Genomic DNA, 13351 nt, shown 5'->3' on the forward strand with positions numbered 1-13351 from the left:
TGGTTTACAGTCAGCCTACTTAATATGAAAAGTTACTAGAAATTCTGTTTCGGCTCGCTGTAACTTTTATTATTCTGCATACAGGTGAACTTGCGATAGCTCAACTCTAATTTGTTAGCCTAAAATTAGCGTTAGGATAAATAGTATTATGCACCATCATAGAGGTCTTGGAGTTATAGAGAGTTCTACCTTTCCACAAAGATCTTTAAGCGTATTAGCCCCAACTTGTTGCATTACCTGCATCATTTGAGCTTTTAATAGGTAGATCGCATGGTTAGCTCCTTCATTGCCAAGGGCACAGACGCTATACATAAAAAATCTTCCCAGAAAGCAAAACTTTGCTCCTAGACCACAAGCACTTGCGATATCTACACCGGATCTTATTCCACTATCGATAGCCAAGGAAATCCTATCCTGATAGCTGGAAAACTTTCCCAGTAAGGGGAGAGTTGCTTCGCCTAAATCAAGTTGCCGTGCACCGTGATTGGATAAAATGACTCCATCTGCTCCGAGTTTGATTGCTTTTTGAAGATCTGACTCACTCATTATCCCTTTAATAATAAGTTTATGGGGCCATAGATCTCGTATACGTTTTACACTATCAAAATCCAGTGGGCCCATAGTTGTGGTGTTCATAAACTCGGTTAGTTCAAGTTTTTTGTTATCGGTATCAATGTAAGGCTCTAGATTTTTAAATTTAGGGAGACCGTATCGCAATGTGGATAGGCTCCAATTTGGCCTGAGTATCGCTTGCCAGATGTTTTTTACGTTCAATTTCGGTGGCATTGCCAATCCGTTGTGGAAGTCTCTGGGGCGTAAGCCAAAGGTAGGAACATCAATGGTAATGACTAAATGTTGATATTGGGCAGAGGTTAGTCGGGATAACAGGTCAGAAAGAATGGCTGGATCTGTTGGGTTGTAGAGTTGGTACCAAGCTGTTCCCTGTGAGACTTCAGAAATTCGCTCCAGTGATTCAGAAGATACAGTGCTGAGGATGAACGGGATCTTGTGCTCATATGAAGCTCTGGCAAGTATTACGGGCGCATTTGGCCACATAAGCCCCTGTAGCCCAATGGGCGCTATGCCAAATGGAGCACTGTATAGCTTCCCAAAAAGTTCACACTTTAAGCTCGGTGTGGAGTTTGGTCGGATATATTGAGGGGTGAACTTTACAGAATCGAATGCTTGGCGATTTCGGCATAAACCAATATCGTCCATACAGCCTTCTATTAGATATTCATAGGAAAATTTTGGAACCCTCTGCTTTGCTCGATTTTTAAGCCGTTCTGAACTTGCGAAGTGACGGTTAAATAGGCTGTTGTAATTGGTCATACCCCCCCCTTTTTCTGAGTACCTTAGAGATTAGACTAGTCTAGTTATATAGAAGGTGCCGCCTGGTGCAGAAGTGACAATACACATGGGTTGTAGTGGATCTTTCAAATATTGAATTCATTACTACGTACTAATTGGTTGTGGGGTGAATGTTTCCTTCAATTGTATTCCAGCTTAAAGAGTTGCCTCTGTACCACGCGCCTGCCATCTGGAATTTTGTAGAGATACGGTAGGGTGTTATTCTCGAAATATTAAAGGGGTAAGAGGATTGATAGTGCGTAATACCTTTTGGGTTTTTATTTTATTGATGTTGGCCGGTTGTGCAAAACCACTTCCTGAAGACAAGTTAGATTACGCTGGCACCTGGATTGGTAGCCAAATAAGCTTGATCATAACAACTGATGGTCGGGTCTTGTATGAACGGGTTGAAGGGAGCGTTACAACTTCTATAGAGGGGCCGATAAAAGAGTTCAACGGAGATGATTTCAGTGTTGGATTTTTATTTTTGACTGCAAATTTTGATGTTTCCAATCCCCCTTATGAAGAGGATGGGATTTGGCAGATGACAGTGGATGATGCTCGGCCAACTCGGGTTGATTGATCAGTTCGCGTTATAAATTAGTATCTGGTGTATATGGAGTAAAGAGAACAATAGAAATACTTTCTATTGTTTTCGATATCCCTTAAGGAGTTCCGTTGAATATAAAAATAAGACACCTAGAAGAATCCGATAATAAGGATTTGTTCGAGATTCATAGTTTTGCCTCAGTAAATGAAAATACCTCTCAACTACTTTTCCTAAGCTCTGATAAAGTCGCTAACCTTTTTTCTGATCCGAATAATTATACCTTGGTCGCTGAATTGGATACCAAGGTCGTTGGGTATGTCACTCTGTTCTTAACCAATAAAATCCGGGATAGACATAGTGCTGTGCTGGCAATTGCGGTACATCCTGAATTTCACGGTCGGGGAGTTGGCCGGATGTTAATGGAAGAGGCGCTTAATCAGGCGGATAATTGGCTCAATCTAATACGATTGGAGCTGGAAGTTCATGTTGATAATGGTACTGCAATAGCACTTTATGAGGGCTCGGGTTTTCAGGTGGAGGGAATCAAGCGGCTTGGCAGGTTTAAGGCGGGTCGTTATATAGACGTTTTGTTGATGGCGAGAATACACCCTGAGTACCAAGCTAAAGCATAGGGTGTACCTTGCAATCGCAAAATGGACCTGGATATTAGGGAGGCTCAGAATCGGAATTTGGAGCTCCCTAGGACGAGGCGAATTATTCCGAAGTCTCTATGTGTGTAAATTCTCCACCGAGCTGATCCAGGGTGATCTCTCCAAATCGCGCGAGTAGAATACTCTCTGCCTCATCCATTGCATCCTTCAGGGCGGCATTTACTGCGTGCTCAATGATGCAGTTAGTGTGTTCGCCTGTGAGGCCAATGGTAAAAACTGAGCTGTCTCCCAGCGCTTTATGGATATCCAGAAGTGTAATTTCATCCAAGGGCTTCGCGAGTGACCAGCCCCCATTGTGCCCTTTACTGGAGCGCACGTACCCCTGATCCCGTAGTAGCGCCATAGTTCTGCGAGCCACCACAGGATTGGTGAGGAGCATAGCCGCCATCTTGTCTGAGGTAACCGGCTTATCAGCCATGTTCAAATGGATAAGGACATGAAGTGCCCGGGATAATCGGCTGTCTTTGCGCATAATTCACCTAAATTTCCGATCCTGCAGTTTATCACGAAACTTTTGCTGTTACGTGTGTTGTGCGGCTTTGAGTTTTTGTGTAACAATAAAAGTTACATGATATCGGAGGGGTGGCTATGGATACGGATGTATTGATTATCGGTGGAAGTTTTGCCGGTTTATCTGCAGCTATGCAGCTTGTTCGTGGGCGGCGAAAGGTCGTTGTGCTGGATGCAAATAGACCTCGAAATCGCTTCGCCAAAGCCTCTCATGGTGTGTTTTGCTTGGATGGTAAAACTCCAGGGGAGATCCGCACCACGGCCTTAACCCAGCTAAAGGCATATTCGAGCTTTCAATTGGTTGATGGTGCTGCAGACAGGGTGGAGATCCAGGACGAGGGTTTTGCAGTTACTGCACAGGGTGATACCACTTTTAAAGCGAAGAGACTGATTCTGGCAACCGGTATTTCGGATCAGCTGCCCGATATTCCAGGGGTGAAGGAGCGCTGGGGTAGGAGTGTGATCCATTGTCCCTATTGCCACGGCTATGAGCTGAGCGATCGTCCCTTGGGAGTCTTGGCAACCAGTGAACTGTCTTTCCATCAGGCGGCGATGATTCCCGATTGGGGGGCTACCACCTTGTTTACCCAAGGGCAGTTTTATCCAGAGGGAGAGGTGCTTGATCACCTGTTGGCTCGAGGGGTGATGCTGGAGGAAGCTCCGATTACCCAGCTGGTGGGAGAGGGGGACAGCTTAAGCGAAGTTGTTTTGGCTGATGGCCGCAAAGTGCGATTAGAGGGCCTCTACGTGAGTCCCAAAGCTGAGATGTCCTCTCCTTTTATCAGCCAATTAGGGCTGGAGTTGGAGGAGTCGTTTACAGGGCGGATTGTTAAAGTGGATCCCTTTAAGGAAACGTCTGTTAAGGGGGTGTTTGCGGCTGGGGATTTATCCAATCCGATGCAAAGCGGAACCTTCGCGATTGCATCCGGCACCATGGCCGGTGTTGGTGCCCATCGCTCGTTGATATTTAACCAGTGATTTTTAAAGTTCTGCGATGTGCATTTGCAGGAGCGCAATAAAAGGGATTTGGCGCTTTCAGGACTAATAAGTGGCAGGAACACTGTTGTGTTCCTGCCGAATAGTATCAGCAGTTCACAGCGTTTACTGCGAGCCCGCCGAGAGAGGTCTCTTTGTATTTGCTCTGCATATCGATACCGGTTTGACGCATCGTCTCGATAACGCTGTCCAGCGGTACGATATGAGCGCCATCACCGCGCAGGGCCAGGCGTGCGCCGTTAATGGCTTTTACTGCACCCATGGTGTTGCGCTCGATACAGGGGACCTGCACCAACCCGCCGATTGGATCGCAGGTAAGGCCGAGGTTGTGCTCCATTCCAATTTCAGCAGCGTTTTCAATCTGCTGGTTGGTGCCGCCCTCTACGGCAGCCAAGCCGGCGGAAGCCATGGAGCAGGCGACGCCAATTTCTCCCTGGCAGCCCACTTCAGCGGCAGAAATAGAGGCATTCTTTTTAAACAGCATGCCGATAGCACCGGCGGTGAGCAGGAATTTCACTACCTGGTCTTTCAATTCACCGTGAATATTGCTGTCGTGGACAAATTCCACGTAGTAGGCGATAACGGCGGGAATCACACCGGCGGCACCGTTAGTGGGTGCGGTGACGATGCGCCCGCGCGCGGCATTTTCCTCATTGACGGCGAGGGCAAATAGACTAACCCAGTCGAGAATGGCGAGGCCGTGGTTGCGCTCTTCCGGACTCTGTTTGCTCAACTCCCGGTAGAGTTCAGCAGCGCGGCGGCGAACATTGAGGCCGCCGGGCAAGATGCCATTCTGGTGGCAGCCTCGCTCAATAGAGGCATCCATTACTTTCCAGATATTCCACAAACGGTCTTTGACCTCCTGCTCGCTGCGGAAGGCTTTTTCGTTTTCCATGGCCAGCTCGGCAATGGTCCAACCGTGATGATCACAGATCTTCATCAGCTGTTCTGCATTGCTGAAGTCATAGGGCAGCAGGGTAGCGATCTCCTCTTTATGAGCGAAATCTTCTTCTGAGAGCACAAAGCCGCCGCCGATGGAGAAATAGCTGCGCTCGAACAGCAGCTCTTCGCCAGCGTAAGCCTGGCAGGTCATTCCGTTGGAGTGCTGGGGAAGAAATTCCTCCATATGGAAAACCAGGTCGCGCTCGCGAATAAACTCGATATCCTGGTCACCGTTTAATGACAGGTGGCGCTCGCTCTGGATTTGCGCCATTTTCTCATCAATTGAATCGACATCAATGGTGTCTGGAGATTGACCCAGAAGCCCCATCAGTACCGCCATATCGGTACCGTGACCAACCCCGGTCAGGGCCAGTGAGCCATACAAATGGACTTGTACGCGGTCTGTGTGGGGCAGCTGGTCACGGTCTTGCAAATCCTGCACGAATTGGCGGGCAGCGACCATAGGGCCCACCGTGTGGGAGCTGGAAGGGCCAACCCCAATTTTGAAAAGCTCAAAAACGCTAATACTCATAAATATTCTCTGCGCCGGGCTGCATCCTGCAGCAGCCCTCCCTAAAGGATATAGTTGCACTATTTAGGGGCGCACTTTGCCTTATGAGTCGCAACAATCAAGATGGTGCTCCCCATTCCGTACAAAATTCTATTAGCAGCAAATTTTGCGGAATTTATGAGTTCCCAGACCTTAAGCGTATAGACAAGCTACGGCGCTTCCGCGACCAAAACCGCTCTCTTGGGCGCGGGGTGACCTTCCACGGTTTTGTCTGGCGATTCTGGGTCGAGAAAATCTGCCAGGGATTCGAAGTGCATCCAGTCGGTGCGCCGTTGTTCCTCCAGGCTGGTGGTGTTCAAATCCACGGTCCTGGGGTTGCGGAAACCGCACTTGCGCAGCCAGCTCTCCAGGGTGGCGCAGCTGGGGAAAAACCACACATTGCGCATCTTTGCATAGCGGTCTTCGGGTACCAGGCAATCGCCGAGTCCGCCGTCGATAACCAGTGTCTCCAGTACAAGCTGTCCGCCGGGGCGGAGGGTTTCGCGCAATTCACGCAGGTGATCCATGGGTGAACGGCGGTGATAGAGTACCCCCATGGAAAAAGTGGTATCGAAAGCGCGCAAGTTTGCCGGGAGCGCTTCAATACCCAGGGGCAACAAATCTACCGGTGCTTCCTGGCCCAGGTATTTTTTCAGCGCGTAAAATTGCGCGACAAATTTAGCGGAAGGATCAATACCGATGACCCGGCGCGCGCCGGCACCGTAGGATCGCCAGCAGTGGTACCCATTGCCACAGCCCACATCGAGCACCAGTCGATTTTTGAGTGGTGCCAGGTGCGGAAGTACCCGATCCCATTTCCAGTCGGAGCGCCACTCAGTATCAATATTTAGTCCAAATAACTCCCAGGGGCCTTTGCGCCAGGGGTGTAATTTGCGCAGTTCCTGCTCCAGGGCTTCGAGTTGTTCTGAGCTGGCATCGGCGGCAGTGCCCGCGCTGACCTTGCTGTTCAGTTCGATAGCGGAGGGCGTGATTTCCGGTAGGGCTTCCACCGCTGCGCGCCAATCGGGCAGGTCGCCCCAGCGATGAGGACTCAGGTTTTCAGCCACCTGTGTTGGCAGCTGGGCCAGCCAGGTGCGCAGGGCGGGAACGTGTTGCAGGCCTTGATAGAGTTGGGTGTAGTCGATCACGGGGTACTTACTTTTCCGGCGCGCCTTTGATGGCGATTAAAGAGGCAAAATTAAAACACTGGAACCAGACATCGACACTGGTAAAGCCGACATTTTTCAGTCGTGTGCGGTGGGTGTCCATGGTTTCCGGAATTAATACATTCTCCAGGGCAGAGCGCTTCTGTGCGATTTCCAGCGCGCTGTAACCGTTGGCGGCTTTAAAGGAGTGATGCAGTTCGATCATTAAATCGTTGTGGGCTTTATCGGCGAAGTCCACTTTCTCGGAAATAATCAGAATGCCGCCGGGGCGCAAACCATCGTGGATTTTCTGCAGGATTTCTTCGCGCTCTTCCACCGGAATAAATTGCAGGGTGAAGTTGAGCACTACCACCGAGGCATTTTCGATAGCAACGTTTTGCAGGTTGTCGCAGATAAGTTGAACGGGAACCTCACCGCTATCGGCTTCGAGGACCGTGCGCGCCTGATCAACCATGGCTTGCGAATTGTCTACAGCGACGATCTCACAGTCGGCAGCGGGAATGCGATGGCGCATGGCCAGGGTTGCCGCGCACAGGGAGCTGCCCAGGTCATAGCAGCGGCTTCCGGCTTGGGCGTAGCGCTCTGCCAGGGTGCCGATCATGGCTACGATCGTGGTGTAGCCGGGCACGGAGCGCTTGATCATATCGGGAAAAACTTGCACCACTTGGCGATCGAACTCGAAGCCGGCTACCTGGCCCAGTGGGTTTGCATAAATATTGTCGTGTTTACTCATTGGAACTTCGCTAGAGGATAACGGCGATAGATCGGCGCCGGTTTTGGCCGGCGCCGCAGAGCTTCCCCGGACAAATTGCCGGGGAATCGTCGAGCTCCAGTTAGAGCTTTTCTTCCTTCAAGTTGAGTTTGGCTGCCGCTTCGCTACCTTGGGGACCAGTAACAATGGCGGTACTGGCCTTGCTCGGGTCCAGATAGGTGGCTCCGACGCGTTGCAGGTCTTCCAGGGTAACTTCCGTAACCTGCTTGCGGAATTGCTGGCGCGTCTCGTGGGTGCGGCCGTAAAGGCCCGAGTGGAAGTTCTTCTTGGCTTCACCAGCGGGGGAGCCGGGTTTATCTAGACCGCCGACGACGCCGAGGATCGCTTCCTCAACCTGTTCTTCCTTGTGCTTCTCTTCGGCCAGCCACTTCAGGGATGCGTCGAAGTCCTCCAGGGTTTCACCCATACGGGGATCGCGGTAGGAGTAGAAGCGGAATACGCCAATATTGCTGTCGTGGCCGGCTCCGCCGCCGTAGGCGCCGCCCTGTTCGCGGATAGTGCGATGCAGGAAGCCGTTGCGCAGGAAGCCGCTCAAAACCGACAGCGGTGCCGCATCCGGGTGGGACATAGGCACAGTGGCGTAGGCCTTGGCACAGAAGTTCACCTGGCTGTTGGCAACCCAGAGTTCCTCGATTTGTTTGCGTTCGAAAGGTGCAGCGGGGTTGGCTGCGGCGATGCTGGAAGTAGAGGTCAGCGGCATCAGTGTCTGGCTGAAATCGCCAATTTTCTCTTCTTCACCCACCAGCAGGAACTGGCGCGGTGCTGCGAGGATTTTCTGGTGGATAGCCTGGAATTGGGTGGAAAGGTCTTGCAGGCCTTCCTCTTTTTCCAGTCCGCCAACCAGGGCTCGCAGGTTGCGCAATCCCAGCAGACCACCGCTGGCATGGCTCTCCCAGGCGGCGCGGTTGTAGCCGGCGCTGGCGGCAGCCATGGCGAGGGCGTGGCCGTTGCCGACAACACCCTGTTCGCGGCGGGCGAGGGTTTGCAGTAGCAGTTCCTTGATGCGGGCGTGCTCGTCAAAACGCACCTGCTCCATAGTGGCTTGCATCAGTTCGGTCAGGCCGCCCTGATTGCGAGCCAGCGCTTTACCGGACAGGATAAAGTGGCCGGACAGGTGATCCAGGTCGTCGATGGCAGTACGGCTGCTGGTGAAACCGTGCAAGGCGCCAACCACGCTGGTCTGCCACTGCTGGACTTCCAGGTAGTCTTTTTCACCCAGGCCAACTTCGCTCAGTACCTGGCAGTAGTAGGGCAGCAGTTGTTTTTCGGTTTCGGTGAATTCCGGTAGCGCGCAGACCATTTGTTGGTAAACCAGGCCGTTGGTGCCCGCGCTATAGCGGGTCAACTTCTGTGGGCCCAAGTCTATTGCTTCGCCTTCGACATCCGGAAGCTCTGCGGGAATATCTTCCACGCCGACCTTGGGCAGGATAGAAGCGTCGTCCTCGCGGTTTTGTCGATCGGCCAGGGCTTTGGCGGTTTCGACAATCTGTGCTTTTTCTTTGTCGCTGAGAGCGGCTTTGATTTCCGCCAGCTGGTCTTTCTCCGCCTGCTCGCGGCGCGCAGCCAGCTGCTCATCGGGACTCAGAACCATACGTACGCGGTGCTGGTTTTCCAGCAGAAGTTCACGGGCTTTATTGGCGATAAACTTCGGATCTTTGATCTGCTCGCGCAGACGCTCCAGGGTGGCATCGATATTCAGCAGGCCGATGGCATCGCCACGGTGAGTGGAGCCGGTCAATGCGGTGAGAATCAATTGCAAGCCGAAGGGGTAGCCGTCGCCACCAATTTCTCGCTGTTGTAATTCCAGCTGGTGTAAGCTGGCTTCTACCTGTTCGTAGGGGATGCCGTTTTCCGCCACGTCCCTCAGCACGTCGAGAACCTGTTGCTCAAGCTCGTCGGCACTTTCGCGTTCGCTGCCTTCAATACCGCAGACAAACACCAGTTCGCGTTGGGAATCGTCCAGGCCAACCAGCGGCGAAGGGGAAGTGCCCAGGTCGGTGGTTTCCAGCAGCTTCATCAGCGGTGAAGCGCTGTTATCCAGCAGTACGCCGGCGAGCAGGTGTGCGGTCAGGGCCTCTTCAAGATCGGTGACATCACCCAGCAGCCAACTCAATACGATATGGGTCTTGGCCTTCAGAGGCTCGCCATTTAACGGGTAGTGCTCTTCGACTTTCAGCGGCGCCTGGTAGCGGTCTTCGCGCCCAACGGAAATGGTCTTGTCGAGTTTCTCGAATTTGTGCAGCGCTTTTTCTTCAAACGCGGCCTGGTGTTCCGCTGCGGGAATATCACCGAAAGTCATAAAGGTGGCGTTGCTGGGGTGGTAGTGGCTGCGGTAGAAGGCAACCAGCTGCTCGTAACTCAGCTTTGGAATATCAGTAGGTTCGCCACCGGAGTTGTAGTGATAGGTGGTGGTGGGGAACAGGTATTTGCTCAGGGTGTGCCACAGCTGCGAGGTGACGGAGCTCATGGCGCCTTTCATCTCATTGAACACGACACCTTTGTAGACGAGCTCGCTGCTCGCATTATCCGCCTCGGCAAATTCCAGGCGGTGGCCTTCCTGGGCAAAGTCCAGCGGGTCCAGGCGCGCAAAAAATACCGCATCCAGGTAGACGTCGAGAAGGTTGTCAAAATCCTTTCGGTTCTGGCTGGCAAACGGGTAGGCGGTCCAATCTGAACTGGTGAAGGCGTTCATAAAGGTATTGAGTGAGCGCCGGATCATCATAAAGAAGGGATCGCGCACCGGGTACTTGTCACTGCCGCACAGGGCGGTGTGTTCAAGAATATGGGCGACACCGGTGGAGTCTTCGGGCACGGTGCGCAGGGCGACAAGGAAAACATTTTCCGAGTTGTCTGCGGCGATGTGCAGGTGCTGGGCACCGGTCGTAATGTGTCGGTATTCCTCGACGCGCACGCCGAGAGAATCAATGTCTGCGCTGGTAACCAGTTCAAATGCAGGATGTGAGTTGCTCAAAAGACAGCTCCCTGGAGTTATATGAATTTTCTGGCCGGCCACTGCTGCCGGCGAAAGGGCGCTATTCTACCGCTTGCACACATCGGAAAGACAGTGTTGACAAGGATGCCAGTAGGGCGAAGACTTCGCTTGCCGAAGCTACGGCATAAATGTAGACGAACACGGAGATATTAGAGGTTGTCCTGGTTGGATATTGCCAGTGTCATTGGCTTTTTTATCACATGGGTGGGTTATACCGTTTTTGCGCGAAAAAAAGCCAAAGAGACCTGGTGCCTTACTTCATCACTTCAGTGGTATCGCGTTGAGTGGATGATGCGGATGCTCGATCGAGACATGCGCATGGCGGATACCGCTATTCTCAGTAACCTGGAGCGGGTCATTGGTTTTTTTGCCTCTACCAGTATTCTTATTCTGGCGGGTTTGGTGACGGCTTTAACGGCGAACAAGGCTGCCATCGAAGTACTTACCAGTTTACCTTTTGCGGAGCCCACCACCGTTGAGCAGTTTGAGCTCAAGGTGATGTTGCTGATCCTGATTTTTATCTTCGCCTTTTTCAATTTTACCTGGTCACTGCGCCAGTACTCCTTCGCCAATGTACTTATTGGGGCAGCACCGCCGCCAGAAACCGGTGATCTATCTGAGGAAGAGCGACGCCGATTTGCCATCAGTACTGCCAAGGTGATCGACCACGCGGGCCACAGTTACAACTACGGTCTGCGCTCTTATTATTTCTCAATGTCAGTGCTGGGCTGGTTTATCCATCCAATCCTGTTTGTTGCCGGCTATCTGTTTGTTGTCTGTGTTTTATACAGGCGAGAGTTTCTGTCCCGCGCACTGAATTCAATTTTGGCGGCCCGGGAGGGTGGGCTGGAGCGCCAGCAGAGGAAAAAATTCGATGAAAGACCGTGAAATCCTGGCGGCTTTTGATGAGGTCGCTGAAATGTGCGGCTGGCAGTCACTGCATACCCCAAAAAACCTGGCCATGGCGCTATCTGTGGAAGTTGCAGAGTTAGGGCGACACTTTCAATGGTACAGCGATAAAGATATCCAGAACCTAATGGCAGGCGACAAGGCCGATCAAGTTGCCGCTGAACTGGCGGATATTCAGATGTACTTGAGCAAACTGGCCGCTGTACTGGGGGTTGATATGGAAGAGGCGCTACAGCGCAAATTTGCCGAGAACCGCCGCCGATGCAATGAGGCTTTGCAAGGTGAGGGCTCCGATGGGTGACAGCCTGCGTAAAGATCGAAACTTTGATGATCTCGCTCACCGTTTTCGCAACCGTATCTATGGCGGCCTTAAAGGGGACATTCGCCTGGCAGTGCTCAACCGGGATCTGGCGCCGCTATTGGGGAGCGAGCAGCGCACTCTAAAAATCGTTGACGCTGGGGGTGGCCAGGGCCATTTTGCCATGGATCTGGCTGAAGCGGGGCACGAGGTTTTCCTAGCCGATATCTCCGCGCAGATGCTTGAACTCGCGGATGCGGAAATTCGCCAGCGCCATCTGCAAAAGCAAATGACCTTGCTGCATAAACCCCTGCAAGAATTGCCGCAGGTAGAAGCTCTAAAGGACGCCGATCTGGTAATTTGCCACGCTGTGCTGGAATGGTTGGAGCAGCCGCAACAAGCATTGCAGCAGCTGCGCAGCCTGTTAAAACCTGGTGGGCATCTTTCGCTCACTTTCTACAATCGGCGTGCCCTTGAGTTCCGCCTATTACAGCGGGGCAGTTTTCGCCAGCTGGACCGCAATATTGAAGGGGATAACTGGGGCGGCCACCCTGGCAGCCTTACTCCACAGAATCCACTTCTGCCGGAATGGGTGGAAGACTGGCTGACCGAAGCGGGCTTTTCCGTGGTTTGTCACAGCGGTATCCGCTGCTTCCACGACTTTATGACGCCATCAATCCGGGAAAAGTTGCCCGCGTCGGCCATTGTGGAAAAGGAGCTTGAATACTCCCAGGTGGACCCCTATCGGCAATTGGCCAGGTATATCCACCTGCTTTGTAAGGTTTAACCAAGAATGCTTAGTAGTAGCTCCTTGGCGGCGTTGATACGCGATGCCAGGTAATCGTTGCCGCCGCGATCTGGGTGGAGTTTTTGGATCAATTTGCGGTGTGCACTAATGATTTCATCTCTGCCAGCATCGGCATCAACGCCAAGGATTCGGCGCGCTTCGTGTTCCGAGAGTGGCGGGCCCTCGGAGTTGTGTGGCGGAGGATGTTGAGTGGCCCCTGGATTTGGGCGCCTGTTTGAATACTTTTCAAACAGTGGCATCAACCAGGGTAAATAACGGGAGAGCTGACTGAGTAAACGGCCCAACACAGGAAGAATGAGCACCAGCGCTGCTCCTACCCAATGCAGGCGCCCGGTGATAGCCAGCACAACCACTATTACGGCGACGCCGGCGATACAGGCCATAAAAATCTGCTTGCGCCGCTCCTGCGGTGAGCTAGATTTGATTTTTTGCCAGAGATACCAGGCACCGATGGCGATTAAAATCAGTAGGATTAAGCGCGCCAATGACGACTCCTTATAGTGTTGATCTGCCAATGTTTGTTCTGCGTATCATAGAGTCCTCTTAACTACTTGATTCGCGGATTAATATAGTAAGGGAGTCTCTGAATAATTCCGTAAGTTCTCTGCGGGTTTTGAAGGCTGCAGAGCTTATGCACAGCTCGCCAGCGAATGGCCAAGAGCTGCAAAGTACCAGCTGTGGCCTTCAAGACCCGCCCTGCGGGGCTTTCAGAGCGATTCACACTCTGCGTTGCGACTTTTTGAAAGGTCAGGACATTCCTACAAAGCCGCGCCTTGATTGTGAACCGCTCTGAAAGCCAGAGGCACCACGGAATTATTCAGAGGCTCCCTAGATCTG

Annotated in this window: 13 protein-coding genes; 6 read left to right on the top strand and 7 right to left on the bottom strand. The window is 52.2% G+C overall.

All coding sequences use genetic code 11. The features are described from left to right. Window positions 1-156: 156 nt before the first annotated feature. Window positions 157-1332, bottom strand: a complete 1176-nt coding sequence (locus tag ACJJI5_RS10875; protein ID WP_445356256.1) for an alpha-hydroxy acid oxidase — start codon at window positions 1330-1332, stop codon at window positions 157-159. Between the two features lie 274 nt (window positions 1333-1606). Here ACJJI5_RS10875 and ACJJI5_RS10880 point away from each other — a divergent pair, with 274 nt between their 5' ends. Then, on the top strand, window positions 1607-1933 hold the full coding sequence (locus ACJJI5_RS10880) for a hypothetical protein (RefSeq protein WP_445356257.1): 327 nt from the start codon (window positions 1607-1609) through the stop codon (window positions 1931-1933). A gap of 95 nt (window positions 1934-2028) precedes the next feature. After that, window positions 2029-2532 (top strand): GNAT family N-acetyltransferase, encoded by a 504-nt coding sequence (locus ACJJI5_RS10885; RefSeq protein WP_445356258.1) that lies wholly within the window; start codon window positions 2029-2031, stop codon window positions 2530-2532. 82 nt (window positions 2533-2614) lie between these two features. On the opposite strand, the gene ACJJI5_RS10890 is transcribed toward ACJJI5_RS10885, so the two are convergent. Beyond that, window positions 2615-3043, bottom strand: coding sequence for an Rrf2 family transcriptional regulator (locus ACJJI5_RS10890; protein ID WP_445356259.1), 429 nt, complete (start codon window positions 3041-3043; stop codon window positions 2615-2617). 116 nt (window positions 3044-3159) lie between these two features. Here ACJJI5_RS10890 and ACJJI5_RS10895 point away from each other — a divergent pair, with 116 nt between their 5' ends. Further along, window positions 3160-4059 (top strand): NAD(P)/FAD-dependent oxidoreductase, encoded by a 900-nt coding sequence (locus tag ACJJI5_RS10895; protein WP_445356260.1) that lies wholly within the window; start codon window positions 3160-3162, stop codon window positions 4057-4059. Window positions 4060-4165: 106 nt separating this feature from the next. Here ACJJI5_RS10895 and ACJJI5_RS10900 read toward each other — a convergent pair whose 3' ends face one another. The 4 genes from ACJJI5_RS10900 to ACJJI5_RS10915 form a co-directional block, all read right to left on the bottom strand. Further along, window positions 4166-5551: an L-serine ammonia-lyase gene (locus ACJJI5_RS10900; protein ID WP_445356261.1), complete on the bottom strand. Its 1386-nt coding sequence runs from the start codon at window positions 5549-5551 to the stop codon at window positions 4166-4168. A gap of 188 nt (window positions 5552-5739) precedes the next feature. Further along, window positions 5740-6717: a tRNA 5-methoxyuridine(34)/uridine 5-oxyacetic acid(34) synthase CmoB gene (gene cmoB, locus ACJJI5_RS10905; RefSeq protein WP_413662341.1), complete on the bottom strand. Its 978-nt coding sequence runs from the start codon at window positions 6715-6717 to the stop codon at window positions 5740-5742. 7 nt (window positions 6718-6724) lie between these two features. Beyond that, window positions 6725-7468 (bottom strand): carboxy-S-adenosyl-L-methionine synthase CmoA, encoded by a 744-nt coding sequence (cmoA, locus tag ACJJI5_RS10910; RefSeq protein ID WP_445356262.1) that lies wholly within the window; start codon window positions 7466-7468, stop codon window positions 6725-6727. Between the two features lie 100 nt (window positions 7469-7568). Next, window positions 7569-10478: an insulinase family protein gene (locus ACJJI5_RS10915; protein WP_445356263.1), complete on the bottom strand. Its 2910-nt coding sequence runs from the start codon at window positions 10476-10478 to the stop codon at window positions 7569-7571. 177 nt (window positions 10479-10655) lie between these two features. On the opposite strand from ACJJI5_RS10915, the gene ACJJI5_RS10920 reads away from it, so the two are divergent. Genes ACJJI5_RS10920 through ACJJI5_RS10930 form a run of 3 tightly spaced genes read left to right on the top strand, consistent with a single transcriptional unit; the run spans window position 10656 to window position 12493 of the window. Then, the gene (locus tag ACJJI5_RS10920; RefSeq protein ID WP_108733516.1) at window positions 10656-11387 is read left to right on the top strand and encodes a DUF599 domain-containing protein; all 732 of its coding nucleotides are present in this window, start codon (window positions 10656-10658) and stop codon (window positions 11385-11387) included. Beyond that, entirely contained in the window at window positions 11374-11709 is a 336-nt protein-coding gene (locus tag ACJJI5_RS10925; protein ID WP_444928077.1) for a nucleotide pyrophosphohydrolase, read from the top strand. Before ACJJI5_RS10920 ends, ACJJI5_RS10925 begins: the two co-directional genes overlap by 14 nt. Then, the gene (locus ACJJI5_RS10930) at window positions 11702-12493 is read left to right on the top strand and encodes a methyltransferase (protein ID WP_444928076.1); all 792 of its coding nucleotides are present in this window, start codon (window positions 11702-11704) and stop codon (window positions 12491-12493) included. Before ACJJI5_RS10925 ends, ACJJI5_RS10930 begins: the two co-directional genes overlap by 8 nt. Here the strand turns inward: ACJJI5_RS10930 and ACJJI5_RS10935 are convergent. Continuing rightward, complete coding sequence (locus ACJJI5_RS10935; protein WP_444908014.1) at window positions 12490-12999, bottom strand: DnaJ domain-containing protein; 510 nt, start codon at window positions 12997-12999, stop codon at window positions 12490-12492. The two genes, ACJJI5_RS10930 and ACJJI5_RS10935, sit on opposite strands and share 4 nt — an antisense overlap. Between the last annotated feature and the right edge of the window lie 352 nt (window positions 13000-13351).

The organism is Microbulbifer maximicatervae (SeqCode), from assembly GCF_052467955.1.

Bases quoted from the DNA above. Each gene is read 5' to 3' on its own strand.
- ACJJI5_RS10890 (WP_445356259.1), bottom strand. From the start codon at position 3,043: ATGCGCAAAGACAGCCGATTATCCCGGGCACTTCATGTCCTTATCCAT.
- cmoA (WP_445356262.1), bottom strand. From the start codon at position 7,468: ATGAGTAAACACGACAATATTTATGCAAACCCACTGGGCCAGGTAGCC.
- ACJJI5_RS10925 (WP_444928077.1), top strand. From the start codon at position 11,374: ATGAAAGACCGTGAAATCCTGGCGGCTTTTGATGAGGTCGCTGAAATG.
- ACJJI5_RS10900 (WP_445356261.1), bottom strand. From the start codon at position 5,551: ATGAGTATTAGCGTTTTTGAGCTTTTCAAAATTGGGGTTGGCCCTTCC.
- ACJJI5_RS10930 (WP_444928076.1), top strand. From the start codon at position 11,702: ATGGGTGACAGCCTGCGTAAAGATCGAAACTTTGATGATCTCGCTCAC.
- ACJJI5_RS10875 (WP_445356256.1), bottom strand. From the start codon at position 1,332: ATGACCAATTACAACAGCCTATTTAACCGTCACTTCGCAAGTTCAGAA.
- ACJJI5_RS10895 (WP_445356260.1), top strand. From the start codon at position 3,160: ATGGATACGGATGTATTGATTATCGGTGGAAGTTTTGCCGGTTTATCT.